The sequence below is a fragment of the Mycobacterium sp. IDUB_37 genome, assembly GCF_055419245.1.
This window is the reverse complement of record NZ_JBVAXG010000005.1, coordinates 342,723-366,717: the sequence shown is the minus strand read 5'-3', so window position 1 is coordinate 366,717 and position 23,995 is coordinate 342,723. Positions and strand designations below refer to the sequence as shown.

Here is a 23,995-nt window from a genome sequence, read left to right as displayed (position 1 = left end):
GAATAATCGGACATCGCCGCGGTGTCGAACAGGGTGTGGTCAATTCGTTTGTGTTTGTGGCGCCGGAGAGCGTCGAGGATGTAACCGCCACTCTGTCGCGTATTCAGTCGTCCCTCACTGACGCCTACGGGGCCGTCGCGGGTCCGACGACTGGCATCGTGGCCGCGGCGCAAGACGAGATATCGACCGCGATCGCTGACCTTTTCGGGGGTTTCGGCCAGGATTTCCAGACCGTCAGCTCGCAGGCGACGACGTTCCATGCGAATTTTGTCCGCTCGATGGAGAACGGGTTAGGCGCCTACGTGGGCGCTGAGGCGGCCAACGCCATGCCCTTGCACACGTTCGAGCAAACGTCCTGGGTGTGGTCAACGCCCCGACCGAAGCGCTGTTGGGGCGGCCGCTAATCGGCAACGGCGCCAACGCGGCAGCGGGCACCGGTCAGGCCGGCGGGGCCGGCGGGCTGCTATTCGGTAGCGGCGGCAACGGCGGTTCGGGTGCGGTCGGGCAGACCGGTGGGGCGGGTGGCGCCGCCGTCGCAGCGGGCAACGGCGGTGCTGGTGGTATCGGTGGCGCCTCTGGCTTGCTCGGGGGCATTGCGGGAACCGGCGGCGCCGGTGGCGCCGCTACCTAGTGGGATCGGCGGTGCCGGCGGTACCGGCGGACTCTCACACGGCCTGTTCACCGGGTTCGGGGGTGCCGGTGGGGACGGCGGGGCCGCCACTACCGGAACCGGCGGTACCGGCGGTGCCGGCGGCAACGGCGTGGCCGGCAGCCTCCTCGGGCTTGACTTTGCACGAGGGGGCGCCGGTGGAGGGGGCGGCGGTACCACCACCGGTATCGCTGGGACGGGTGGCGCTGGCGGCGGAGCCGCCGCCGCGGGCCTGATCGGATTCGACGACGTCCTGGGGGGTGCGGGTGGTGCCGGCGGCGCCGCCATGACGGGAATGGGCGGACCTGGAGGTGCCGGCGGCCTTGCTGCGGCACCCGCCCTGGTCGGACTAGGTGTGGCACAGGGTGGCGAAGGCGGGGTTGGCGGTGCGGCAACCGCCGGCGGCGGGCAGGGCGGTGATGCCGGCGGCGGGATCGGCCCCGCCAGCGGCGGAAACGGTGGCAACGCAGGAACGTTCGTGGACGGGTCCTTTACGGCGTCCTTTGTTGGCAACGGCGGCGACGGCGGAAGCGGCAGCAACGGCGGGACGGGCGGCACCGGCGGCAGCGCGGGCATGCTCGGCGGCACCCCTGGGAAGAACGGAGCCGAGTAGGCACGGCTACCTATCGTCAGTACTGCCCGGTTGCCGTTGCGGCGGAAATCATTTGCGAGCAATGGAATCCGCTGATCGTGCGGAATTTGATGTTCGGCGCCGACACGTTCTTCGCGATCGCCAAGGGCGTGCCGTCGATGTCGCGCTCGATGCGATGAAGCGGCTCGACGAGTTGCAACGCGCGGGAGTCATCGAGACCCGCCCCAAGCCCGGTGGGCGCGGAAACAACTACTTTCTGACCGAAGCCGGCGCCGATCTGGCCGGGGTGATCACCGCGCTGGCGACTTGGGGCAATCGCTGGGTACACGAGACAGCAGAACTTTGATCCCGCATATGCGCTGTGGGCGTGGTGTCAGACGCAGGTGGACGAGTCCGCACTGCCCGACGGCCGGGTCGTGGTCGCTTTCGTGTTTCCCGAAGAGCGTCCGGCGAATCGGCGGTTCTGGATGTTGATTCAAGACCGCAATGCAGACCTGTGTCACTCGGATCCGGGCGGGCGGCCGGATCTGATTGTCGAGGCATCGTCGCAAGCCTTCGTCGACTGGCACCGCGGTGTCCGGACCTGGCGCAATCTGCTGCACGCCGGCGATGTCACGGTCACCGGCCCGCCCCAGTTGCGCCGAGCATTTCCCACCTGGAATCTGCACGAGTTCGTTCCGGGCGCGACTTTCGGACGGTTGGCCGGCTGACGCGATTGGCTATACCGAACCGTCTGGCAAGTAGGCTTGCCGCCTGTGATCACCCGGATGTCCGAGCTGTTCCTGCGCACTTTGCGCGATGACCCCGCCGACGCGGAAGTCCCCAGCCACAAACTGCTGATCCGGGCCGGGTACGTCCGGCCGATCGCGCCAGGGCTGTACAGCTGGCTCCCGCTCGGCCTCAAGGTGCTGCGCAACATCGAACGCATTGTCCGTGAGGAGATGGACGCGATCGGTGGGCAGGAAATCCTGTTTCCGGCACTGTTGCCGCGCGGACCCTACGAGAAGACCAACCGGTGGACCGAGTACGGCGACGGCCTGTTCCGGCTGAAGGACCGTCGGGGCAACGACTATCTGTTGGGCCCGACCCACGAAGAACTGTTCACACTCACCGTCAAGGGCGAATACAACTCTTATAAAGACTTTCCGCTGACGCTGTACCAAATCCAGACCAAATACCGCGACGAGGCCCGTCCGCGCGCCGGCATCCTGCGCGGCCGCGAGTTCGTCATGAAGGACTCCTACTCATTCGACATCGACGCCGACGGGCTGAAGACCGCCTACCACGCACACCGCGAGGCCTATCAGCGCATATTCCACCGGCTGGCGGTCCGATACGTCATCGTGTCGGCGGTATCGGGCGCGATGGGCGGCAGCGCCTCCGAAGAGTTTTTGGCTGAGAGCCCGATCGGCGAGGACACCTTTGTTCGCTGCATCGAGTCGGGTTATGCGGCCAACGTCGAAGCTGTGATCACCGCGCGGCCGGAATCACAGCCCATCGATGGTCTGCCCGAGGCGCAAGTCCATGACACCGGTGACACCCCGACCATCGCCAAGCTGGTGGCCTGGGCGAACCAGGCCGACCTGGGTCGCACGGTGACCGCCGCCGACACGCTCAAGAACGTGCTGATCAAGGTCCGCCAGCCGGGCGCGGACTGGGAGCTGCTGGCCATCGGCGTACCCGGTGACCGAGAGGTCGACGACAAACGGCTGGGCGCGGCGTTGGAACCGGCCGAGTACGCCCTGCTCGATGACGCGGACTTCGCCAAGTACCCGTTCCTTGTCAAAGGTTATATCGGGCCAAAAGCGTTGCAGGACAACGAAGTTCGTTATCTCATCGATCCGCGGATCGGCGACGGCACCAGCTGGATCACCGGTGCGGATGAGAAGGGCCGCCACGTGGTCGGGCTGGTCGCCGGCCGCGACTTCACCGCCGACGGCACCATCGAGGCCGCCGAGGTGCGCGAAGGCGATCCCTCGCCCGACGGAGCCGGCCCGCTGGTCATGGCCCGCGGCATCGAGATCGGTCACATCTTCCAACTGGGCCGCAAGTACACCGATGCATTCACAGCGGATGTTCTCGGCGAGAACGGCAAGCCGGTACGACTGACCATGGGTTCCTACGGCGTCGGGGTGTCGCGATTGGTGGCTGTGGTCGCCGAACAACACCATGACGAACTCGGCCTGCGCTGGCCGTCGTCGATAGCGCCGTTCGGTGTGCACGTGGTGATCGCCAACAAGGATCCCGAGGCTCGCCTAGGGGCCGTCAAGCTGGCTTCCGACCTGGACAAAGTCGGGGTACAGGTGCTGCTCGACGACCGCACGGCGTCGCCGGGAGTCAAGTTCAAGGATGCCGAGCTGCTCGGTGTGCCATGGATCGTCGTGGTGGGCCGCGGCTGGGCCGACGGCCAGGTCGAGCTCCGCAATCGATTCACCGGCGAGAAGAGCGAGCTGGCGGTCAGTGATTCGCTCAGCACGCAGATCGTCACGGCAATCGCAGGCCCGGCTTAGCGGCGATCGCAAGCGCGGCGTAGCCGGGCGCGGCGGGTCGCCGCCATGGGGCTAGCGGTGATCGCGAGCGCGGCGTAGCCGGGCGCGGCGGGTCGCCGCCATGGGGCTAGCGGCGATCGCAAGCGCGGCGTAGCCGGGCGCGGCGGGTCGCCGCCATGGGGCTGCCTTGGCGGCTGCTATTCGTTTCCGCCCGGGAACGTCGTGGTGATCGGCCAACCGCCCAGCACCCTGTTCCAGCGGGACGCCATCACCGCGCTCTGAGTCAGGGCCGTCGAGGCGAACGCGCGGTCCTCGGCGGTCTCGGCATACTCGACGACCGCTCGCCATGCCGTCGCACCGTCGTTCTCCATCCGCGCCGCCAGTCGCGCCGCGTCGGCCGGACTGCCCACCGGCGCGGGCAACTGATAGCCCGCGGCCGCGACCGGCGCGTTCACCTTCCGGGCGGCCAGCATCGCGATGACATCGTCGCGCCGCTGCCGGTGCTGATTGAGGGCCTCCACCACCAGATCGTTGACGCTGGGCGGCGACAGCGCCGACACGATGCCGTAGCCGTAAATCGTCGCGTGTTCGACGACCAGTGCCTCGCTGAGCGCGGTGTCCGCATCTTTCCCGGTTTGCGCCCCACCGGGGCCGCGTTTGAGGGGACTGGCGCCGAAGCTGGGTTCCGACGACGTCATATCGACGGCCCTCCGGGGACCAGCGCGACCTGGTAGGACGCCGTGCACGACGCGGCGATCGATGCGAGCAGGCCCGCTCGGTATCCCGCGGAAGTCGCGACGAGACGGCTCGCATCCTCGGCTGACTTGCGCAGTGAATCGATCACGTCGGACACCGGTGGCGGTGGTGGCGGCGGCGCCTGCGGGTCCGTCGGGCTGGGACTGGCGCTGGAGCTGCTCGTCTCGCTCGTCGACGAGGACAGTTTGCCGGCGGCCCGGGCGACCTCGGTTGCCAGGGCGCGAGCGTGCGCGGCACGTTGGGTGGCGACAACGGTTAGCGCGGCAGCAACCTGGGGCGGGCTGCCAACAGCGCCGGCGGCTGCCGCCGCAAGCGCGCTATCGTGTCTGGCCTGGTCCAACGGGCCTAACAATTCTTCGACAGCCGGAGTCTTGGGCGTCGACTCGCCGCAGGCGGTCACGACCACCCCAAGTGCTGCTAGAGCGGCACCGCCGGCGAGAACGCCCCGCCGGCTGATGACGGGTACTGCTCTGGGCACGCCCCACATCCTGCCATCACAACGCGTCGCAACCGTGGTCGGCACGATTGGCCATGGGAGCCGTATGACCCAGCGACGGTGATCGGGGCGTCATTGGCTAATCCTGGCGTATCGTGGATAGCTGGCTCTCTGGAATGTCTCCGAACGTCAGCTGCCGCAAGGGCAGGGAGACACCCGGACGCCCGCGAGACAAATTGGCGTCGACCCCGACCAGGGGCCCGCCAATGACCGACAACTCAAGATGAGGAGCTCGCCGTGACCACCGGGCTACCTTCGCAGACGCAGGTGATCGAGCTGCTCAGTAGCGAGTTCGCGCGCGCCGGCTACGAAATCGAAGACGTGGTCATCAATAGCCGCACCCGCCCGCCGCGCATCACGGTGATTGTCGACGGCGACAAATCTCTGGATCTGGACACCATCGCGACGCTCTCGAGGTCGGCGTCCGATTTGCTGGACGGTCTGGACGGCGGAAATGACCTCGAGGACCAGTACGTGCTTGAGGTCAGTTCACCTGGTGTGGACCGTCCGCTGACCACCCCGAAACACTTCCGCCGTGCGCGTGGCCGCAAGGTGGATCTGGTGTTGGCAGACGGAACACAGCTGGCCGGCCGGGTCGGAGCCACCCGCGACGACGCGATAAGTGTGGTCGTTCGAAAGGGCCGCGGCCTGAACTTACGTGATATTCCCCTGCGTGAAATCACCAAAGCCATTGTGCAGGTTGAATTTTCGCCCCCACCTCGAGCTGAGATGGAATTGGCAGGTGTCAGTGGGGAAGGCCGGGTAGAGGAGACGGAGGCCGAAGCATGAACATCGACATGGCCGCACTGCATGCGATCGAAGTAGACCGGGGCATCTCGGTCAGCGAGCTGCTCGAAACGATCAAATCCGCGCTGCTCACCGCGTATCGACACACGCAGGGGCACCAGACCGACGCGCGTATCGAAATCGACCGCAAGACCGGTGTCGTCAAGGTGATGGCACGCGAATCCGATGAGGACGGCAACCTCATCAGCGAATGGGATGACACGCCGGAGGGATTCGGGCGCATCGCCGCCACGACTGCACGGCAGGTGATGCTGCAGCGCTTCCGTGATGCCGAAAACGAGCGCACCTTCGGTGAGTTCGCTACCCGCGAGGGCGAGATCGTCGCCGGCGTCATCCAGCGCGACAGCCGCGCCAATGCCCGCGGCCTGGTCGTCGTCCGGATGGGCACCGAAGCCAAGGCCTCTGAGGGCGTCATCCCGGCTGCCGAACAGGTTCCGGGGGAGAGCTATGAGCACGGCAACCGGCTGCGCTGCTACGTCGTCGGTGTGAGTCGCGGGTCCCGCGAGCCGCTGATCACTCTGTCCCGCACCCACCCCAACCTGGTTCGCAAGTTGTTCTCACTGGAAGTTCCCGAGATCGCCGACGGTTCCGTCGAGATCGTGGCGGTCGCCCGGGAAGCCGGGCACCGGTCCAAGATCGCGGTGGCGTCCCGGGTCCCCGGTCTCAATGCCAAGGGCGCCTGCATCGGCCCGATGGGGCAGCGGGTCCGCAACGTAATGAGCGAGCTGTCCGGGGAAAAGATCGACATCATCGACTTCGACGACGATCCCGCCCGGTTTGTGGCCAACGCCTTGTCGCCCGCCAAAGTCGTCTCGGTGTCGGTGATCGACCAAACTGCGCGCGCCGCTCGTGTGGTGGTACCGGACTTCCAGTTGTCGCTGGCCATCGGCAAGGAAGGCCAGAATGCGAGGCTGGCGGCCCGACTCACCGGATGGCGTATCGACATCCGCGGCGACGCGCCGGGCCAGTCCGCTGACCACCCCGAAGAGGACGCCAGCCACGGGATGGCGCACTAGCACCAGCCCTACGGCCGTCTCCCAACCGGGTGGTTCGGAGCAGTGGTCTGTTGACGCTAGACTTAGCCGTGATCCAGCGCGAGCCTTCGGCTTCGACGCACCGAGGCCCGGACAACCCCAGCGGACCGGTGCGGACGTGTGTCGGTTGCCGGAAGCGAGAGTTGGCCGTCGAACTGCTTCGAGTGGTGGCCAGGTCGAACGGGAACGGTAGTTACGCCGTAATCGTTGACACGGCCGGAAGCCTGTCGGGGCGAGGTGCTTGGCTGCATCCCGCAACGCAGTGCCTACAACAAGCGATCCGAAGGCGAGCTTTCACCAGAGCGCTGCGGATCACCGGTTCGCCGGAAACAACCGCGGTGGCCGAGCACGTCAGTTCGCTGACGGGCTTGACCCACCAGGCAACAGAACAGGTAGCGAAGAACATGAGCACACCGTGAAGTCCCGATGACCATGCGTCATAGCTAAACCCGAGGCGCGGCCCACGACTGTCGCCTCTTAGACAGGAGATGTAGTGGCAGGTAAGGCCCGCGTACACGAGTTAGCCAAAGAACTCGGTGTCACCAGTAAGGAAGTCCTCGCCCGACTGAACGAACAGGGCGAATTCGTCAAATCAGCGTCGTCAACGGTGGAAGCACCGGTAGCCCGTCGGCTGCGCGAATCATTCGGCGGCGGCAAGCCGGCCCCCGAGAAGAGCGCACCCCGAGGCCCGGTGCCAAGCACCCCCCGGGCCCCGCAGAACGCTCCGGCCAAGGCTCCCGACGCAGCCCTCGACAGGGCTCTCGACAAGGCGGTCGGTAACGGCGCACCGGTCAGCGCACCGGTCAAGCCCGTCGCCCCCGCTCGGCCGACTCCCGCGGCACCCGCAGCTCCGGTCGCTCCCGCCGCCCCGCCCGCTGCTCCGGCCGCGCGCACCCCGGCACCCCCGCCCGCGGCTGTGACCAAGCCGGCGCCTCCGGCCCCGCCGGCACCTCCGGCCCCTCGAGCGGCGGCACCTGCTCCAGCTGCGCCGGCCACCCCGCCGGCGCCTCAGGCCGGCGCTACACCCGGACCGCGTCCGGGACCGATGCCGAAGCCTGGTGCCCGCGCTCCACGAGTCGGCAACAACCCGTTTTCGTCGGCACAACCCGTTGACCGGCCCGCACCCCGTCCGCAGGCTCCGCGTCCCGGAGCACCTCGGCCGGGCGCACCACGGCCGGGCGGAGCCTCGCCCGGCAACATGCCCCCGCGTCCCGGTGGCGCCTCCGGCGCCGGACCTCGTCCGCCTCGTACCGGTGCACCCCGGCCCGGCGGCGCCCGGCCCGGCGGTCCCGGCGGCAGCGGTGGTCCCGGCGGCGGTGGTGGTAACTACCGCGGCGGTGGCGGCGGTGTCGGTGCCGCACCCGGCGGCGGTGGCGGAGGATTCCGCGGCCGTCCCGGTGGCGGTGGCGGTGGTCCCGGCGGTGGCGGTGGTCCCGGCGGCGGCGGTGGCGGCGGTCGTCCCGGCCAGCGCGGCGGTGCGGCCGGTGCGTTCGGTCGTCCCGGCGGTGCGCCGCGACGCGGTCGCAAGTCCAAGCGGGCGAAACGCGCCGAATACGAGAACATGCAGGCGCCGGTCGTCGGTGGTGTGCGGTTGCCACACGGCAACGGCGAGACCATCCGGTTGGCCCGCGGCGCATCGCTGAGCGACTTCGCCGACAAGATCAACGCGAACCCGGCGGCGCTGGTACAGGCGCTGTTCAACCTCGGCGAGATGGTCACCGCGACGCAGTCGGTCGGTGACGAGACGCTGGAGCTGCTCGGCGGCGAGATGAACTACAACGTTCAGGTCGTCAGCCCCGAGGACGAAGACCGCGAGCTGCTGGAGTCGTTCGACCTGACCTACGGCGAAGACGAGGGCGGCGAGGACGACCTGCAGACCCGTCCGCCGGTCGTCACGGTCATGGGTCACGTCGACCACGGCAAGACGCGGTTGCTGGACACCATCCGTAATGCCAGCGTCCGCGAGGGCGAGGCCGGCGGCATCACCCAGCACATCGGTGCCTACCAGGTCGGCGTTGACTTCGAAGGCAGCGAACGACTCATCACCTTCATCGACACCCCCGGTCACGAGGCGTTCACCGCTATGCGTGCCCGTGGTGCCAAGGCCACCGACATCGCCATCCTGGTGGTCGCTGCCGACGACGGCGTCATGCCGCAGACGGTGGAGGCCATCAACCACGCGCAGGCCGCTGACGTGCCGATCGTGGTGGCGGTGAACAAGATCGACAAGGAGGGCGCGGATCCGACGCGGATCCGATCGCAGCTCACTGAATATGGTCTGGTGGCCGAAGACTTCGGTGGCGAGACGATGTTCGTCGACATCTCCGCCAAGCAGGGCACCAACATCGCGGCACTGGAAGAAGCGGTGCTGCTGACCGCGGACGCCGCCCTGGACCTGCGGGCCAACCCAGATATGGAAGCCCAGGGTGTGGCCATCGAGGCGCACCTCGACCGCGGTCGCGGTCCGGTGGCGACCGTGCTGATTCAGCGCGGCACGTTGCGGGTCGGCGACTCGATCGTTGCCGGTGACGCGTACGGTCGCGTCCGCCGCATGGTCGACGAGCACGGCGAAGACGTCCACGAGGCGTTGCCGTCGCGTCCGGTGCAGGTCATCGGCTTCACGTCGGTGCCCGGCGCAGGTGACAACCTGCTGGTTGTCGACGAGGACCGCATCGCCCGCCAGATCGCCGATCGGCGTAGTGCGCGCAAGCGCAACGCGCTGGCGGCCCGCAGTCGCAAGCGGATCAGCCTGGAAGATCTCGATGCCGCGCTGAAGGAAACTTCGCAGCTGAACTTGATCCTCAAGGGTGACAACTCCGGCACCGTGGAGGCGCTGGAAGAAGCGCTGCTCGGTATCGAGATCGATGACGAGGTCGAACTGCGCGTGATCGACCGCGGTGTCGGTGGTGTCACCGAGACCAACGTCAACCTGGCATCGGCATCGGACGCGATCATCATCGGGTTCAACGTCCGTGCCGAGGGCAAGGCCACCGAATTGGCCAACCGCGAAGGCGTGGACATCCGGTACTACTCGGTGATCTACCAGGCCATCGATGAGATCCAGAGTGCGCTCCGGGGCATGCTCAAGCCCATCTACGAGGAGAAGCAGCTGGGGCGTGCCGAGATCCGGGCGATCTTCCGGTCCTCCAAGGTCGGCATCATCGCGGGTTGCATGATCAGCTCCGGTGTGGTGCGTCGCAACGCCAAGGCCCGCCTGTTGCGGGACAACATCGTGGTCACCGAGAACCTCTCGATCGCTTCGCTGCGCAGGGAGAAGGATGACGCGACGGAAGTCCGCGAAGGCTTCGAGTGCGGTATGACGCTGGGCTACTCCGACATCCGGGAAGGCGACATCATCGAGTCCTTCGAGCTCGTTCAGAAGGAACGCACATGATGAGCCGCGTCGATGGCTGATCCCGCGCGGGCTCGACGCCTGGCCAAGCGAATCAACCAAATCGTCGCCTCGGCGATCGAGTACGAGATCAAGGATCCTGGGTTGGCCGGGGTGACCATCGTTGACACGAAGGTCACCAACGACCTGCACGACGCAACGGTCTACTACACCGTCATGGGACCGACGTTGGACGACGAGCCGGACCTGGCCGGCGCCGCTGCGGCGCTGGACCGCGCCCGAGGCGTGTTGCGCACCAAGGTGGGAGCGGGCACCGGAGTCCGCTTCACTCCCACCTTGACTTTCGAACGTGACACGACGACGGACACGGTGAATCGGATGGAGGAGTTACTCGCCCGCGCCCGGGCAGCAGATGCTGATCTGGCTCGGGTCCGGGTGGGTGCGAAGCCGGCCGGGGAGGCCGACCCGTACCGTGATACTGGGTCGGCGGCCGAACCGTCGACCTTCGGGGGACTTGGCGTTCCTGGTTTTGAAGAGGTCGAGGGCACTGGTGACGATAATCAGCCGCAAGATCGATCCGAAGACTGAGCTGACGGGTATGCCGCGCCTTTCCGGGGCGCGCGTCGATGCTGTCGGCGCCGCCCAGCTGTTGTCGGATGCGGACACGGTTGCGGTGATCTGCCACGTTCACCCCGATGCGGACACAATCGGTGCTGGACTGGCATTGGCCGCGGTGCTCGCGAAATGCGACAAGGGCGTCCAGGTCAGCTTCGCCACGCCGGCCGAACTTCCGGAGTCGTTGCGCTCGTTGCCCGGCTGCGACCTGCTGGTCAGCCCCGAGGAGTTGCGCCGCGATGTCGATCTGGTGGTGACCGTCGATGTTCCGAGTGTTCATCGACTGGGTGGGCTTCGCGATCTGGCCGGCCCCGACAAGCAGCTGCTGGTGATCGACCACCATGCCTCCAACGGCATGTTCGGCACTGCGAACTTCGTCGACTCGACTGCGGACTCGACCACGATGATGGTCGCCGAGATCTTGGATGCGTGGAACAAGCCGATCGACCGGGGCGTGGCGCATTGCATCTACGCAGGTCTGACCACCGACACCGGGTCGTTCCGCTGGGCCAGCGCGCGTGCGCTTCGGTTGGCCGCCCGGCTGGTCGAAATCGGCGTCGACAACGCCGCGGTCAGTCGGGCGCTGATGGACAGCCATCCGTTCGCGTGGCTGCCCATGTTGTCGCGGGTGTTGGGATCTGCGCAGTTGGTGCCCGAGGCGGTCGATGGCCGGGGATTCGTCTACGCCGTCGTCCACCACCAGGACTGGCTGGGTGCACGCCCCGAGGAAGTAGAAAGCGTCGTCGATATTGTGCGCACCACTCAGCAGGCCGAGGTCGCTGCGGTGTTCAAAGAGGTCGACCCGGAGCAATGGTCGGTGTCGATGCGTGGCAAGTCCGACATTGACCTGGCCGTCGTCGCGTGCCGGTTCGGCGGCGGAGGCCACCGGTTGGCGGCCGGTTATTCGACTACCGGTCCGATCGATGATGTCGTTGCCGCCCTGTGCTCGGCGCTGGGCTGACAGCGTTTGACTGAAACCAGCCCACCTCCCGTGGGCGGTCGGCGTATCGCAGCGTTGGCCCTACCAGCGCTTGGCGTGCTGGCCGCCGAGCCTTTATATCTGCTGTTCGACCTCGCGGTGGTGGGTCGACTCGGGGCGCTGTCTTTGGCCGGCCTGGCCATCGGCAGCCTGGTGCTCGGCTTGATCGGCTCCCAACTGGTCTTTCTTTCCTACGCCACGACGTCGAGGTCGGCCCGGCACTTCGGGGCCGGCAATCGTGGGGCGGCCGTCGCCGAAGGTGTTCAGGCGACGTGGTTGGCGTTGGGTCTGGGCGCGTTGATCGTGGTACTGGTGGAGGCGACCGCCGCGCCGCTGTTGTCGGTCGTCACCGGCGCCAAGTCGGGCGGCGACGATATTGCCGCCACGGCGTTGCCGTGGTTGCGGATCGCGATCCTGGGCGCGCCCGCGATTTTGATCTCGCTGGCCGGAAACGGCTGGATGCGCGGTGTCCAGAATCAGGTGCGGCCACTTCGGTTCGTCCTCCTCGGGTTCGGGCTCTCGGCAATGCTGTGTCCGCTGCTGGTGTACGGCTGGCTGGGGTTTCCCCGCTGGGGACTGTCTGGTTCGGCGGTGGCCAATCTGGTCGGTCAGTGGCTGGCGGCCTCGCTGTTTCTGAGTGTGTTGCTGGTTGAGCGGGTGTCACTGCGGCCGGATCGCGCGGTGCTGCGCGCCCAGTTGGCGATGGGCCGCGACCTCTTTGTGCGGAGTCTGGCCTTCCAGGTGTGTTTCGTTTCCGCGGGCGCGGTGGCAGCCAGGTTCGGCGTCGCCGCGCTCGCTGCACATCAAGTGGTGTTGCAGCTCTGGACCTTCTTGGCCCTGGTACTCGATTCGCTGGCCGTCGCAGCGCAGACATTGGTCGGCGCGGCACTGGGGGCCGGTGAGGCCGCCCATGCCGAGTCGGTGGCCCGGCGGGTGACCGCGTTTTCCGCCCTTGCCGCCACGATTCTGGCCGGGTTCTTCGCAGCGGGTGCCTCGGTGCTGCCCGATCTTTTCACTGACGATCAATCGGTGCTTGCGGCGATCGGGGTGCCGTGGTGGTTCATGGTGGCCCAGTTACCGGTCGCCGGAATAGTTTTCGCCCTCGACGGCGTGCTGTTAGGCGCTGGTGATGCCGCATTCATGCGGACCGCCACCGTTGTGAGCGCGTTGCTGGGCTTCCTGCCGTTGATCTGGCTGTCGCTGGCCTACGGGTGGGGGCTGACCGGCATCTGGTCCGGATTGAGCACCTTCATCGTGTTGCGGTTGATCTTCGGGGGATGGCGGGTGCTCTCTGGACGGTGGGTCGTCACCGGAACGGCATAGCCGCGCACTGGTCTTGCCTCTGCGGCGAAAGTGGATGCTGCAACGCAAACCCCGCGTGTTGCGTCGCAGAATTCACTCCCGGCAGCCCTGTAGATCCAAGGCTAGACTGCGCCGGTGACGGTCACGCGACCCCGGCGACACCGATCGTGGGCGGACTACGCACTGTTCGTCGTCCTCGTCGGTCCCAATGTGGCACTGTTGCTGCTGTTCATTTATCGGCCACTGGCCGACAACATCAGGCTGTCGTTCTTCGACTGGAACATCTCCGATCCCGAGGCACACTTCGTTGGATTCTCCAACTACGCAGAGTGGTTCACCCGTTCCGACACCGGCCAGATCGTGCTCAATACGGCCGTTTTCACCGTGTCAGCGGTGGTTGGCTCGATGGTGCTCGGATTGGCGCTCGCGTTGCTGCTCGACCAGCCGTTGCGCGGACGAAACCTGGTGCGTTCTACGGTTTTTGCCCCCTTCGTGATCTCTGGTGCGGCCATCGGACTGGCAGCGCAATTCGTGTTCGATCCGCACTTCGGCCTGATCCAGGACCTGTTGCGCCGTGTCGGATTGGGTGTGCCGGACTTCTACCAGGACGCGCACTGGGCGATGTTCATGGTGACGGTCACCTACGTCTGGAAAAATCTCGGGTACACCTTCGTCATCTATCTGGCCGCATTGCAGGGTGTGCGCCGAGACCTGTTGGAAGCGGCGGAAATCGACGGTGCCAGCCGATGGACCAAATTCCGTCGGGTGCTGTTGCCGCAACTGCGGCCCACCACGTTCTTCTTGTCGATCACCGTGCTCATCAACTCACTACAGGTCTTCGACGTCATCAACGTGATGACGCGGGGTGGCCCGGAAGGAACCGGCACCACCACCATGGTGTTCCAGGTGTATCTGGAGACGTTCAGGAATTTTCGCGCCGGCTACGGCGCCACCGTCGCCACGATCATGTTCCTGGTGCTGTTGGCCGTCACCTATTACCAGGTACGCGTGATGGATCGGGAACAACGCCAATGACTTCCGATCGATTGCGGCCCGCGCGCCTGCTCGGTTACGTCGCGATGCTGTTGGTGCTGGTGCTGATCGCCGGACCGTTGACCTTCGTGTTCTTCACCTCGTTCAAGTATCAACCCGATGTCTACTCGCAACCGACCACCTGGTGGCCGCCGCATTGGCACCCGCAGAATTATCGGACCGCCACGCAACAGATTCCGTTCTGGACGTTCCTGCGGAACTCCGTGATCATCACTTCCGCACTGGCAGCGGTGAAGTTCGTGCTGGGCGTGCTCAGCGCGTTCGGCTTGGTGTTCACTCGGTTTCCGGGCAGCAACGTGGTGTTTCTGGTGATCATCGCCGCACTGATGGTGCCCAATCAGATCACCGTTATCTCCAACTACACGTTGATATCTCAGTTGGGGCTGCGTAATACCTTTCCGGGCATCATCCTGCCGTTGGCCGGTGTCGCGTTCGGAACGTTCCTGATGCGCAACCACTTTCTGTCGCTGCCCACCGAGGTCATCGAAGCAGCGCGGATGGATGGTGCGCGTTGGTGGCAATTGCTACTGCGGGTGGTGCTGCCCATGTCGGGTCCCACCATGGTGGCGTTCGGCATCATCACGGTCGTCAACGAATGGAACGAATACCTCTGGCCATTCCTGATGTCCGATGACGAGTCGGTGGCCCCACTTCCGGTAGGGCTGACCTTCCTGCAGCAATCCGAGGGTGTGACGAACTGGGGCCCGGTGATGGCGGTGACGCTGTTGGCGATGTTGCCCATCCTGGTCATCTTCATCGCGCTGCAGCGGCAGATGATCAAGGGCCTCACCTCCGGAGCGGTCAAAGGTTAGCCGTGAATCCCATGAACCGCAGACATTTCCTGTCGCTGGCGGCTGCGGCCGGCACCGCAACGGCGACCGGGTGCGCGGGCATGGGCGGTGGTGTGTCGATCAAGTCGGGGAATGGGCCAATTGCGTTCTGGTCCAACCATCCCGGCCTGTCGCTGGCGGTGGAGCGGGAGCTGATCGGCCGTTTCCATCAGCAGTTTCCCGGCCTGCAGGTCAAGTTGATCGACGCAGGCAAGGACTACGACGAAGTGGCGCAGAAGTTCAACGCGGCACTGATCGGCACCGACGTGCCCGACGTCGTTGTGCTAGACGACATTTGGTGGTTCCACTTCGCCCTCAGTGGGGTTCTCGCGCCGCTGGACGACTTGTTCGCTCAGCTGGGCGTGGACACCTCGGACTACGTGGACTCACTGTTGGCGGACTACGAGTTCAACGGCCACCACTACGCGCTGCCCTATGCACGCTCGACTCCACTCTTCTACTACAACAAGGCGAGGTGGGAACGGGCCGGTCTGCCGGACCGTGGCCCCGCCTCGTGGCAGGAGTTCGACGAATGGGGACCGCGGTTGCAGCGCATCGTGGGCGACGGAAACTTCGCGCACGGATGGGCCAATTCCGCAGCAATCTCATGGACTTTCGAAGGCCCCAACTGGTCATTCGGTGGCGCTTACTCCGACAAGTGGACGCTGAAGTTCACCGACCCGGCGACGATCGCAGCAGGAGAATTTCTACGCGACTCCATCCATGGCAAGCGTTACGCGGTGGTCGCCAACAACGTCGCCAACGAGTTCGCCACCGGCATCCTGGCTTCGACGGTGGCATCGACGGGTGCACTGGTGGGAATCACTGCCGCGTCGAGATTCGATTTCGGAGCGGCACCGTTGCCCACCGGTCCCAACGGAGCACCTGCATGCCCGACCGGCGGCGCGGGACTCGCGATTCCGGCGAAGTTGTCACAGGAGCGAAAGCTGAATGCGGTCAAGTTCATTCAATTCATGACGAATCCGGACAACACCGCTTACTTCGGTCGGCGCACCGGGTATCTGGCGGTACGGAAGTCCGCGCTCAACGACCCGGCCGAGCAACGATTCATGGCTGACAATCCGCGCGCCCGGGTGGCGCTGGACCAGCTCGCACACACCCGTCCGCAGGACTACGCCCGCGTGTTTCTTCCCGGAGGTGACCGCATCATCGCTGCCGCACTGGAGTCCATAGGACTGAAGGGATCCGACGTCAAAGCAACATTCGGCCGTGTCGAAGAGCAACTGCAAGTCATCTACGACCGGCAGATCCTGCGGAAGCTGCCGGGTGTCGCCCATGGCTAGAGTGCAGTACCGCGCGGTCACCCACCGTTATGCCGGTGCCGAAAGGCCAGCGGTCGACAGCCTCGATCTCGAGGTCGCAGACGGCGAATTCCTGGTGCTCGTAGGACCTTCCGGTTGCGGCAAGTCCACCACCCTCCGGATGCTGGCGGGTCTGGAATCGGCGGAGAGCGGCAGCATCACCATCGGCGACACGGATGTGACTGACCTGCCGCCTCGGGCGCGCGACGTCGCGATGGTCTTCCAGAACTACGCGCTGTACCCGAACATGACGGTGGCCGCGAACATGGGGTTCGCACTGCGCAATGCGGGCGTCTCGCGGGCCGACACCCGGCAACGCGTCCTGGAAGTCGCCGAGATGCTGGAACTGACTGAGCTGCTTGACCGTAAACCGTCGAAGCTGTCCGGGGGTCAACGCCAGCGCGTGGCGATGGGGCGTGCGATCGTGCGCCGACCGCAGGTGTTCTGCATGGACGAGCCCCTGTCCAATCTGGATGCCAAGTTGCGGGTCAGCACCCGATCGCAGATCTCGGGGTTGCAGCGTCAGCTGGGCACCACCACCGTCTACGTCACACACGATCAAGTGGAAGCGATGACGATGGGGGACCGGGTAGCGGTGCTCAAAGACGGTGTGCTGCAACAGGTTGACACACCGCGAGCGCTGTATGACAACCCGGTCAACACTTTCGTTGCCACCTTCATCGGAACTCCATCGATGAACATCATCGATGCGGTCGTGGCCGACGGCGTGTTGAAGTCTCCGGACCTGGCGATACCAGTTCCGCGTGGGACGGCGGAACGGGTGCTGGTCGGGGTGCGCCCGGAGTCCTGGGACTTGGTACCGGGCGACACCCCAGGCTCGTTGCAGGTTCGTGTCGAGCTCGTCGAGGAGCTCGGATTCGAATCTTTCGTCTACGCAACGCCGTTGCTGCAAACTAGTTGGTCGTCCGACGCCCAACGCATCGTCTTTCGGACCGATCGGCACGCCTCGGTGCGAATCGGTGACTCCCTGGCGATCGTGCCGCACCCGCTCGAAGTCTGCTTCTTCGACAGCCGGACCGGGCTACGGACACTAAGCTAGCGGACCTGCGAGCGTCCGCGTTGCAGCACCGCCTCCCGGTTGGCGGCGATGTCGTCGCCACTGGTCCGGAACTGCCGTGCCGCAGTCGCTTCCAGCCAGAGCCCGCCGCCGGTCTGTGCGTCATCGATGCGGTGATAGGACGCCAGCAGGGCACGGACCGCATTCTGGTTGTTGCCGACGATGGACGCCGCGACCCGGCGTGCGGCGGGCAGCAACTGCTCGTGCGGCACCACCTCGGTGACCAGACCGGCGCGCAGCGCGTCGGCTGCCGAGAGGTAGTCGCCGGTCATGCTCATCCGCCGAGCCAGACCCACGCCCACCTTCTGCGGTAGGCGCACGCTGAGCCCCCAGGTCGGCAGTAGACCGACGCGGGCGTGTGTGTCGGCGAAGCTGGCCTGTTCGGAGGCGATCAGGATGTCGCAGTACAACGTCAACTCGAGGCCGCCGGTTACCGCGGCGCCGTTGATGGCACCGATCACCGGTTTCGTCAGGGCCGGCCACCGCGGGGAGATGTCGGGAAGTGCGGTCTGCCCGCCCAATTCCTTGAGATCCAGTCCGGCACAGAAAACCGGATCGGCGCCGGTAACGATGACGACGTCGACGTCGGCGTCGGACTCTGCGTCAGCCAGCGCGCCGAAAAATTGGTCCCGCAGCGCCGAGGACAGCGCGTTGCGGGATTTCGGCCGGTTGAGGGTCAGGGTGCGTACCCGCTCGTCGGTGTCGATCAGCAGGATGTCGTCGGTCATGGCCTTCACCGTAGCTAGTCGCCTTCGCGGGCTCTAGGCTGCGCCTATCGTGGACACCATGTGCCGGAACATCACTGAACTGCGCGGGCTGGAGCCGCCGGCCACTGCCCAGGAGATCGCGGCCGCCGCGCGCCAGTATGTGCGCAAAGTCAGCGGCATCACGCATCCGTCGGCGGCCAACGTCGACGCGTTCGAAGCCGCGGTCGCCGAGGTCACCGCGACGACGACGCGACTGCTGGAAGCGTTGCCTGCGCGCCGCCAGCCGCCCAAGACGGTGCCGCCGCTGCGGCGGCCCGAGGTCGTGGCCCGGCTGGCGAGATCGACGTGATGCCCGCCCTCAAAGAGTGGAGCGCAGCCGTGCACGCGCTACTCGATGGGCGTCAGACCATACTCCTGCGCAAGGGCGGCATCGGCGAGAAGCGCTTCGAGGTCGCGGCGCAGGAGTTCCTGCTGTTCCCGACGGTCGCGCACAGCCACAGCGAGCGCGTCCGGCCCGAGCACCAGGACCTGCTGGCAACTGCACTCGCCGACAGCACCGAGGACCACGTCACGGTGCGCGCCGCCGCCAAAGTTGTTGCTGCACTGCCGGTTAACCGCCCTGAGGGGTTGTCGCAGATCGAGGATCTGCACATCTGGACCGCCGACTCGGTGCGAACCGACCGTCTCGACTTCCGGCCCAAACACAAGCTCGCTGTGCTCGTGGTCTCCGCGATTCCGTTGGCAGATCCGGTGCGGCTGGCCCGCACCCCGGACTATGCGGGTTGCGCGAGCTGGGTGCAGCTACCCGTCGAGGCGCAACTGGCGACTCCGGTGCGTGCTGACAACGCGTTAGTCGAGATCGCCGACCGAGTCCGCGCCGCCGTCGGCTGAGTCCGCTTCCACCGGAAGCAGCAACCGCGACTCGCCGAAGTGCACCGAATGGGTGGCCGGCTTGAGCTGATACCCGGTCAGCACCGGATCTGGGGTGCCCAAATTGCGGGCATACCGCGGGAACCAGCTGCCGGTGATCAGTACCCGGATCCGGGACCCGACTTTGAACCGGTGCGCGACGGCGTCGAGTTCCACGGTTACGTCGCGCGCCCCGTCCCCGAGGCGGCGATAGCCGTCGCTCACGTTTCGTGATCGGCCCTTGATGTCGACCTCGCTGACCCGGACGAACAGGTCGACATTGGGGTTGTCCGAGCTGTGCGCCAACTCGATCACGGGGTTGCCGTGCACGAACAGATCCTGGATCAGGGTGGCGCTGGTGAAGCTCAGTACGTCGTCCCGCTGCGCCAGGCTGGTGTCGTCGCGGTAACCGCCCTTGGGCGACAGCAGCGGTCCGCCGATGGTGGGTGTCGGGTGCGCTGGGTTGTAGCGAAACGACGCCGGCCGAGTCTTGGTTTCCGGCGGGTTCCCGCCCAGATGTCCGTAGGGCTGCAGGTAGAACGGGCGCTGTGTAGTCGTCGGCGGCCAATCCTGCAGATCTCGCCAACCCTCACCCGTGACGAAGGCGTGCACCGGCGTTGGGCGGCGCAGCGCAGCTCCGTTGCCGAGATATGCGCCGAGCCAGTCCAGGGATTCCTGGGAGCAAATGGCCAAGCCCTTGGTGAGCATCTGGGTATGTGTCCACGGTCCCACCGTCAGGGCGACGTTCACTCCGCGGTCGCGTAGGTGGCGATACTGATGCAGGGTCTGGCGCAGAAAAATGTCTTGCCAGCCACTGAGCAGCAGCACCGGCACATTGACGCGGTCCAATGCATCGGGGAAGCGCACTTTGTCCCAGAACGGGTCGGCGGCGTCGGTGTGCTCCACCCACGATTCGAACCAGGGCGCACCCTCGCCGAGCAGCGTTCGGGCCGCGCGCCCCATCGGCACCTCGGTGACCGCGCGTTCGACCCGGCGCGGCGACCGCAGCTGGCGGATACCCGCCCGGATGAGCCCCGGCTCCTCCTGCCGGGCCACCATGTCGCTCCAGCCGAGAAAATCGTTCACCGCGAATGTGCCGGTGCCCCATGTTGAATCTCGGAAATCGTGCGGTCCCACCATGATGACTGCGGCAGCCAGTTCGGGCGGTGGGTCCTGCAGCAGCGCCCACTGGGTGAAGCCCAGATAGGACAGGCCGATGGTGGCGAAGCTGCCGGTGAACCACGGCTCTTGACGGAGCCACTCGACCGTGTCGGCGCCGTCGGCGGCTTCGTTGACCATCGGCTCGAACTGGCCGGCTGACCCGAAGGTTCCTCGCACGCTCTGCAGCACCACGTGGTAGCCGCGCGCGGCGTACAGCCTGGCGAAGGCCAGGTTGAACGGGAATTTGCGACCGTATGGGCCACGGGCGAGCAGAGTCCCGGCGGGGGTCGAGGTCTCGGGTGCGTAGTGGTCGCCTACCAGGTCGACGCCGTCGCGCATCGGAATTCGGACGCGATTCACGGTGTAGGTGGTGGTAGCGCGCGGCAGTCCCAGCGCGACGCCCAGTGCACCTTGGGCGGCTTTGATGCCGACTCCCGTGGTCAGCGTGCGTAGCTTCGCCTGTTCACGCCCGGTCGATGTAGTGGTCACATTCCCAGGTTAGGGAAACGCGTCAGAACTTGTAGAAAGGAGCGAGTTCGTTGGCGCGCTGCAGGTTGGTGGACGGGCAGTCGACGTCGGGCTCGGAGTAGACCGTCGAGTAGAACAGCGACTGCTGGATGACGCCGTAGCTCGTCTTGAACGTCACCATGCAGGAGATGTACCAGTAGCTGTTGTGATAGGTCGGCTTCAGCGTCCAGTACTGCGCGGCGCGGTGGCCCTGGATCGTTGTCTCGACGGCGTCCGGCGGGAGCGTCTGTGCGTAGGTCCGCCAGATGATGGGCTCGACGGCGAGTTGGTAATTCCCGGCGTCGAACTGGCAGCGCAGCCCTTCCTGGGGTTCCGGCGGGGTGAACGCCAGCCCCTTGCCCGCAATGACGTCGTACGGGATGTCGCGACACGGATCGAACGGACTCGGGTCCGTAGTGGCCACGATGGGGCTTTTCATCGTGGTTTCCATCGGCTGCGCGGTCGATCGCAGTTCGACGGGCCCGCGGGCGGTGGGTACCGGCGGCGCGTACTGCCACCCCAACGTGATTGCTGTTATCAGCGAACCAACTGCTGCAGCCAAACGCACCTTGGCGAACACGACACCCCCTGCTCTCTGCTCTGTGGCGGGCGGTCCTACTGCGGGGAGTGTACAAGTAGCGCCGACGCAGTCACAGCAAAACCAGAACTTGTTCCAGTCGCCACCGTCGGGCCCGTGGCGATCGCAAACGCGGCGAAGCCGGGTGCAGCGGGTCGCCACCGTCGGGCCCGCCACGATGAACCCATTCGCATCGGGTCGCTAGGGTGGTTAATCGTGGCAGGGCATGAGCCGACCGGCGCAGGACAACCGACGCTGTGGGCTGTCTCGGACCTGCATACCGGGCACCTCGGCAACAAGCCTGTCACCGAGTCGCTGCACCCGTCGTCGCCGGACGACTGGCTGATCGTCTGCGGCGACGTCGCAGAACGCACCGACGAGATCCGCTGGGCCCTGGATCTGTTGCGGCGGCGGTTCGCGAAGGTGATCTGGGTGCCGGGCAACCACGAGCTGTGGACCACTAATAAGGACCCGATGCAGATCTTCGGGCGGTCCCGCTACGACTACCTGGTCAACATGTGCGACGAGTTGGGCGTCGTCACCCCCGAACACCCCTATCCGGTGTGGACCGAACGGGGTGGTCCCGCGACCATCGTGCCGATGTTCCTGCTGTACGACTACACATTCTTGCCAGCCGGGGCCAACAGCAAAGCCGAAGGCATGGCCATCGCCAAAGAACGCAACGTGGTGTGCACCGATGAGTTTCTGCTCTCACCGGAGCCGTACCCCACCCGCGACGCCTGGTGCCGCGATCGGGTCGCCAAGACACGCACGCGACTGGAACAGCTGGACTGGATGCAGCCGACGGTGCTGGTGAACCACTTCCCATTGGTGCGCGAACCCTGCGACGCGCTCTTCTACCCCGAGTTCTCGCTCTGGTGCGGCACCACCAAGACCGCGGACTGGCACACCCGTTACAACGCGATCTGCTCGGTTTACGGTCACCTGCACATTCCACGGACCACCTGGTACGACGACGTGCGATTCGAAGAGGTGTCGGTCGGTTATCCGCGGGAATGGCGGCGCCGTAAGCCCTACAGCTGGCTGCGTCAGGTTTTGCCGGATCCGCAGTACGCGCCCGGATACCTCAATGATTTCGGCGGCCACTTCGTGATCACTCCGGAAATGAAGGCGCAGGCTGCCCAGTTCAGGGAAAAGCTGCGGCAGCGGCAGGAGCGGTGACGGCGGGCACGCTGGTGTCGGCGCTGTTGCCTGGCACCCTGGTTGATGACATGGCGTACGCCGAGCTGTACTCGGACCCGCCCGGGCTCACTCCGCTGGCCGAAGAAGAGCCGCTGATCGCAAAATCGGTGGCCAAGCGGCGCAACGAGTTCATCACCGTGCGGCACTGTGCCCGCATCGCGTTGGGCGAGCTGGGCGTGCCGCCGGTGCCGATCCTCAAGGGCGACAAGGGAGAACCGTGCTGGCCCGACGGCGTCGTCGGCAGTCTCACCCACTGCACCGGCTACCGCGGAGCGGTGGTCGGACGCGGCGAGGCGGTGCGCTCGGTGGGGATCGACGCCGAACCACATGACGTGCTGCCCCAAGGTGTGCTGGACGCGATCAGCCTGCCTGCGGAGCGCGCCGAGATGCCCCGGGCGATGCCTGCCGGATTGCATTGGGATCGAATTCTGTTCTGCGCCAAAGAGGCAACGTACAAGGCATGGTTTCCGCTGACCAAGCGCTGGCTGGGTTTCGAGGACGCGCACATCACTTTCGAGGCCGACCCGTCGGGCGTGACGGGGCGATTCGTGTCCCGCATCCTGATCGACCCGGCAGCCCTGTCGGGGCCGCCCCTGGTGTCGCTCGCCGGTCGCTGGTCGGTCGAGCGGGATCTGGTGCTCACCGCGATCGTGCTATGAGCCCATCGGGTCCCGCACCCGCGCCGGGAGTCGTGGTCGTCGACAAACCGGCCGGCATGACCAGTCACGACGTAGTGGGGCGGTGCCGACGTATCTTCGGGACCCGCAAGGTGGGCCACGCCGGGACGCTGGACCCGATGGCCACCGGTGTGCTGGTCATTGGGATAGAGCGAGCCACCAAGATCCTGGGGCTGCTGACGGCGACCTCCAAGTCGTATGCGGCCACCATCCGACTGGGTCAGTCGACTTCCACTGAGGACGCCGAAGGCGAACTGCTGCAGTCTGTTTCGGCTGAACACGTCACAGATGAAGCCATCGCCGCCGCGCTGCAGCCGCTGCGCGGAGACATCAAGCAGGTGCCGTCGACGGTCAGTGCGATCAAGATCGGCGGCCGGCGCGCATATCAATTGGCCCGCGAAGGCCACGCCGTCGAACTCGAGGCACGGCCGGTACGCATCGACCGCTTCGAGGTGCTTGCGACGCGACGCTCCGCCGGGCTGATCGACCTGGACGTCAATGTCGACTGCTCTTCAGGCACCTACATCCGCGCGCTGGCCCGCGATCTCGGCGATGCGCTGGCAGTGGGTGGCCATCTGACATCATTGCGGCGGACCCGGGTCGGTCGCTTCGACCTCAGCCAGGCGGTATCGCTCGACGATTTGGCGGACGGTCCGCGGCTGAGCCTGACCCTCGACGAAACCTGCCTGCTGATGTTTCCGCGCCGCGATCTGACGCCTGAAGAGGCCGATTCCGCGCGCAACGGTCGGGCTCTGCAGCCGGCCGGCATCGACGGCACCTACGCGGCCAGCGACCCGGACGGCCGGGTGATCGCCCTGTTGCGTGACGAGGGGTCGCGGACCAGGTCGGTGGTGGTGGTCCGTCCGGCTTCTTTGTAGGGGTAAAAAGATTCGGCCCACC

27 protein-coding genes are annotated in these 23,995 nt (G+C 66.1%); 22 read left to right on the top strand and 5 right to left on the bottom strand.

Annotation, left to right across the window (positions count from 1 at the left end):
- Positions 1–35 precede the first annotated feature (35 nt).
- The 6 genes from ACZY1I_RS19535 (at position 36) to ACZY1I_RS19510 (ending at position 3,751) form a co-directional block, all read left to right on the top strand.
- Positions 36–404, top strand: a complete 369-nt coding sequence (locus ACZY1I_RS19535) for a PE family protein (protein WP_463756113.1) — start codon at positions 36–38, stop codon at positions 402–404.
- A complete protein-coding gene (locus ACZY1I_RS19530) occupies positions 362–631 on the top strand; it encodes a hypothetical protein (protein ID WP_463756112.1) in 270 nt (89 codons plus the stop codon). Before ACZY1I_RS19535 ends, ACZY1I_RS19530 begins: the two co-directional genes overlap by 43 nt.
- Entirely contained in the window at positions 615–1,262 is a 648-nt protein-coding gene (locus ACZY1I_RS19525) for a hypothetical protein (protein WP_463756111.1), read from the top strand. The genes ACZY1I_RS19530 and ACZY1I_RS19525 overlap by 17 nt, the downstream gene beginning before the upstream one ends.
- A 61-nt stretch (positions 1,263–1,323) precedes the next feature.
- Positions 1,324–1,587 carry a winged helix-turn-helix transcriptional regulator gene (locus ACZY1I_RS19520; protein ID WP_463756110.1) on the top strand — a complete coding sequence of 88 codons (264 nt, stop codon included), beginning with the start codon at positions 1,324–1,326 and terminating at the stop codon, positions 1,585–1,587.
- A 37-nt stretch (positions 1,588–1,624) separates the two neighbouring features.
- The gene (locus ACZY1I_RS19515) at positions 1,625–1,951 is read left to right on the top strand and encodes a hypothetical protein (RefSeq protein ID WP_463756109.1); all 327 of its coding nucleotides are present in this window, start codon (positions 1,625–1,627) and stop codon (positions 1,949–1,951) included.
- Positions 1,952–1,996: 45 nt separating this feature from the next.
- A complete protein-coding gene (locus ACZY1I_RS19510) occupies positions 1,997–3,751 on the top strand; it encodes a proline--tRNA ligase (protein ID WP_463756108.1) in 1,755 nt (584 codons plus the stop codon).
- A 176-nt stretch (positions 3,752–3,927) separates the two neighbouring features.
- On the opposite strand, the gene ACZY1I_RS19505 is transcribed toward ACZY1I_RS19510, so the two are convergent.
- Positions 3,928–4,428, bottom strand: coding sequence for a ferritin-like domain-containing protein (locus ACZY1I_RS19505; protein WP_463756107.1), 501 nt, complete (start codon positions 4,426–4,428; stop codon positions 3,928–3,930).
- Positions 4,425–4,964, bottom strand: a complete 540-nt coding sequence (locus tag ACZY1I_RS19500; RefSeq protein ID WP_463756106.1) for a hypothetical protein — start codon at positions 4,962–4,964, stop codon at positions 4,425–4,427. The genes ACZY1I_RS19505 and ACZY1I_RS19500 overlap by 4 nt, the downstream gene beginning before the upstream one ends.
- Before the next feature lie 255 nt (positions 4,965–5,219).
- Between ACZY1I_RS19500 and rimP the strand changes: the two genes are divergently transcribed.
- From rimP to ACZY1I_RS19445, 11 genes are all read left to right on the top strand, one after another.
- Positions 5,220–5,771 carry a ribosome maturation factor RimP gene (gene rimP, locus ACZY1I_RS19495; RefSeq protein ID WP_463756105.1) on the top strand — a complete coding sequence of 184 codons (552 nt, stop codon included), beginning with the start codon at positions 5,220–5,222 and terminating at the stop codon, positions 5,769–5,771.
- Entirely contained in the window at positions 5,768–6,805 is a 1,038-nt protein-coding gene (nusA, locus tag ACZY1I_RS19490) for a transcription termination factor NusA (protein WP_463756104.1), read from the top strand. The genes rimP and nusA overlap by 4 nt, the downstream gene beginning before the upstream one ends.
- Positions 6,806–6,834: 29 nt before the next feature.
- On the top strand, positions 6,835–7,242 hold the full coding sequence (locus ACZY1I_RS19485) for a YlxR family protein (RefSeq protein ID WP_463756103.1): 408 nt from the start codon (positions 6,835–6,837) through the stop codon (positions 7,240–7,242).
- 74 nt (positions 7,243–7,316) lie between these two features.
- Positions 7,317–10,217: a translation initiation factor IF-2 gene (gene infB / locus ACZY1I_RS19480; RefSeq protein ID WP_463756102.1), complete on the top strand. Its 2,901-nt coding sequence runs from the start codon at positions 7,317–7,319 to the stop codon at positions 10,215–10,217.
- 12 nt (positions 10,218–10,229) lie between these two features.
- The gene (gene rbfA, locus ACZY1I_RS19475) at positions 10,230–10,763 is read left to right on the top strand and encodes a 30S ribosome-binding factor RbfA (RefSeq protein WP_463756101.1); all 534 of its coding nucleotides are present in this window, start codon (positions 10,230–10,232) and stop codon (positions 10,761–10,763) included.
- A 10-nt stretch (positions 10,764–10,773) separates the two neighbouring features.
- A complete protein-coding gene (locus ACZY1I_RS19470) occupies positions 10,774–11,751 on the top strand; it encodes a DHH family phosphoesterase (RefSeq protein WP_463756306.1) in 978 nt (325 codons plus the stop codon).
- A 30-nt stretch (positions 11,752–11,781) separates the two neighbouring features.
- Positions 11,782–13,092 carry an MATE family efflux transporter gene (locus ACZY1I_RS19465; protein WP_463756305.1) on the top strand — a complete coding sequence of 437 codons (1,311 nt, stop codon included), beginning with the start codon at positions 11,782–11,784 and terminating at the stop codon, positions 13,090–13,092.
- A 114-nt stretch (positions 13,093–13,206) separates the two neighbouring features.
- Positions 13,207–14,106, top strand: a complete 900-nt coding sequence (locus tag ACZY1I_RS19460; RefSeq protein ID WP_463756100.1) for a carbohydrate ABC transporter permease — start codon at positions 13,207–13,209, stop codon at positions 14,104–14,106.
- Entirely contained in the window at positions 14,103–14,936 is an 834-nt protein-coding gene (locus ACZY1I_RS19455; protein WP_463756099.1) for a carbohydrate ABC transporter permease, read from the top strand. Before ACZY1I_RS19460 ends, ACZY1I_RS19455 begins: the two co-directional genes overlap by 4 nt.
- A 2-nt stretch (positions 14,937–14,938) precedes the next feature.
- Positions 14,939–16,258, top strand: a complete 1,320-nt coding sequence (locus tag ACZY1I_RS19450) for an ABC transporter substrate-binding protein (protein ID WP_463756097.1) — start codon at positions 14,939–14,941, stop codon at positions 16,256–16,258.
- Positions 16,251–17,336 (top strand): ABC transporter ATP-binding protein, encoded by a 1,086-nt coding sequence (locus ACZY1I_RS19445; RefSeq protein WP_463756095.1) that lies wholly within the window; start codon positions 16,251–16,253, stop codon positions 17,334–17,336. The genes ACZY1I_RS19450 and ACZY1I_RS19445 overlap by 8 nt, the downstream gene beginning before the upstream one ends.
- On the opposite strand, the gene ACZY1I_RS19440 is transcribed toward ACZY1I_RS19445, so the two are convergent.
- Positions 17,333–18,082 carry an enoyl-CoA hydratase gene (locus ACZY1I_RS19440; protein WP_463756093.1) on the bottom strand — a complete coding sequence of 250 codons (750 nt, stop codon included), beginning with the start codon at positions 18,080–18,082 and terminating at the stop codon, positions 17,333–17,335. The genes ACZY1I_RS19445 and ACZY1I_RS19440 overlap by 4 nt on opposite strands.
- A gap of 58 nt (positions 18,083–18,140) precedes the next feature.
- On the opposite strand from ACZY1I_RS19440, the gene ACZY1I_RS19435 reads away from it, so the two are divergent.
- Both ACZY1I_RS19435 and ACZY1I_RS19430 read left to right on the top strand, forming a co-directional pair.
- On the top strand, positions 18,141–18,410 hold the full coding sequence (locus tag ACZY1I_RS19435; RefSeq protein ID WP_463756092.1) for a DUF2277 domain-containing protein: 270 nt from the start codon (positions 18,141–18,143) through the stop codon (positions 18,408–18,410).
- Positions 18,407–18,952, top strand: coding sequence for a DUF1802 family protein (locus tag ACZY1I_RS19430; protein ID WP_463756091.1), 546 nt, complete (start codon positions 18,407–18,409; stop codon positions 18,950–18,952). Before ACZY1I_RS19435 ends, ACZY1I_RS19430 begins: the two co-directional genes overlap by 4 nt.
- Here the strand turns inward: ACZY1I_RS19430 and ACZY1I_RS19425 are convergent.
- Both ACZY1I_RS19425 and ACZY1I_RS19420 read right to left on the bottom strand, forming a co-directional pair.
- Positions 18,911–20,620, bottom strand: coding sequence for a CocE/NonD family hydrolase (locus ACZY1I_RS19425; protein WP_463756090.1), 1,710 nt, complete (start codon positions 20,618–20,620; stop codon positions 18,911–18,913). The two genes, ACZY1I_RS19430 and ACZY1I_RS19425, sit on opposite strands and share 42 nt — an antisense overlap.
- A gap of 22 nt (positions 20,621–20,642) precedes the next feature.
- Positions 20,643–21,218 carry a DUF3558 domain-containing protein gene (locus tag ACZY1I_RS19420; RefSeq protein WP_463756089.1) on the bottom strand — a complete coding sequence of 192 codons (576 nt, stop codon included), beginning with the start codon at positions 21,216–21,218 and terminating at the stop codon, positions 20,643–20,645.
- A 213-nt stretch (positions 21,219–21,431) separates the two neighbouring features.
- Between ACZY1I_RS19420 and ACZY1I_RS19415 the strand changes: the two genes are divergently transcribed.
- From ACZY1I_RS19415 to truB, 3 genes are read left to right on the top strand one after another with little or no spacing between them, the layout of a single operon-like run.
- Positions 21,432–22,397, top strand: a complete 966-nt coding sequence (locus ACZY1I_RS19415) for a metallophosphoesterase family protein (RefSeq protein ID WP_463756088.1) — start codon at positions 21,432–21,434, stop codon at positions 22,395–22,397.
- The gene (gene pptT / locus ACZY1I_RS19410) at positions 22,394–23,077 is read left to right on the top strand and encodes a 4'-phosphopantetheinyl transferase PptT (protein WP_463756087.1); all 684 of its coding nucleotides are present in this window, start codon (positions 22,394–22,396) and stop codon (positions 23,075–23,077) included. The genes ACZY1I_RS19415 and pptT overlap by 4 nt, the downstream gene beginning before the upstream one ends.
- A complete protein-coding gene (truB, locus tag ACZY1I_RS19405; RefSeq protein ID WP_463756086.1) occupies positions 23,074–23,973 on the top strand; it encodes a tRNA pseudouridine(55) synthase TruB in 900 nt (299 codons plus the stop codon). The genes pptT and truB overlap by 4 nt, the downstream gene beginning before the upstream one ends.
- Positions 23,974–23,995: the final 22 nt, after the last annotated feature.

What these genes read in the sequence shown, in the direction of transcription:
- ACZY1I_RS19440 (WP_463756093.1), bottom strand. Translation starts at nt 18,082, where the DNA reads ATGACCGACGACATCCTGCTGATCGACACCGACGAGCGGGTACGCACC.
- nusA (WP_463756104.1), top strand. Translation starts at nt 5,768, where the DNA reads ATGAACATCGACATGGCCGCACTGCATGCGATCGAAGTAGACCGGGGC.
- ACZY1I_RS19455 (WP_463756099.1), top strand. Translation starts at nt 14,103, where the DNA reads ATGACTTCCGATCGATTGCGGCCCGCGCGCCTGCTCGGTTACGTCGCG.
- ACZY1I_RS19470 (WP_463756306.1), top strand. Translation starts at nt 10,774, where the DNA reads ATGCCGCGCCTTTCCGGGGCGCGCGTCGATGCTGTCGGCGCCGCCCAG.
- rbfA (WP_463756101.1), top strand. Translation starts at nt 10,230, where the DNA reads ATGGCTGATCCCGCGCGGGCTCGACGCCTGGCCAAGCGAATCAACCAA.
- ACZY1I_RS19445 (WP_463756095.1), top strand. Translation starts at nt 16,251, where the DNA reads ATGGCTAGAGTGCAGTACCGCGCGGTCACCCACCGTTATGCCGGTGCC.
- ACZY1I_RS19435 (WP_463756092.1), top strand. Translation starts at nt 18,141, where the DNA reads ATGTGCCGGAACATCACTGAACTGCGCGGGCTGGAGCCGCCGGCCACT.
- ACZY1I_RS19505 (WP_463756107.1), bottom strand. Translation starts at nt 4,428, where the DNA reads ATGACGTCGTCGGAACCCAGCTTCGGCGCCAGTCCCCTCAAACGCGGC.
- ACZY1I_RS19520 (WP_463756110.1), top strand. Translation starts at nt 1,324, where the DNA reads ATGGAATCCGCTGATCGTGCGGAATTTGATGTTCGGCGCCGACACGTT.
- truB (WP_463756086.1), top strand. Translation starts at nt 23,074, where the DNA reads ATGAGCCCATCGGGTCCCGCACCCGCGCCGGGAGTCGTGGTCGTCGAC.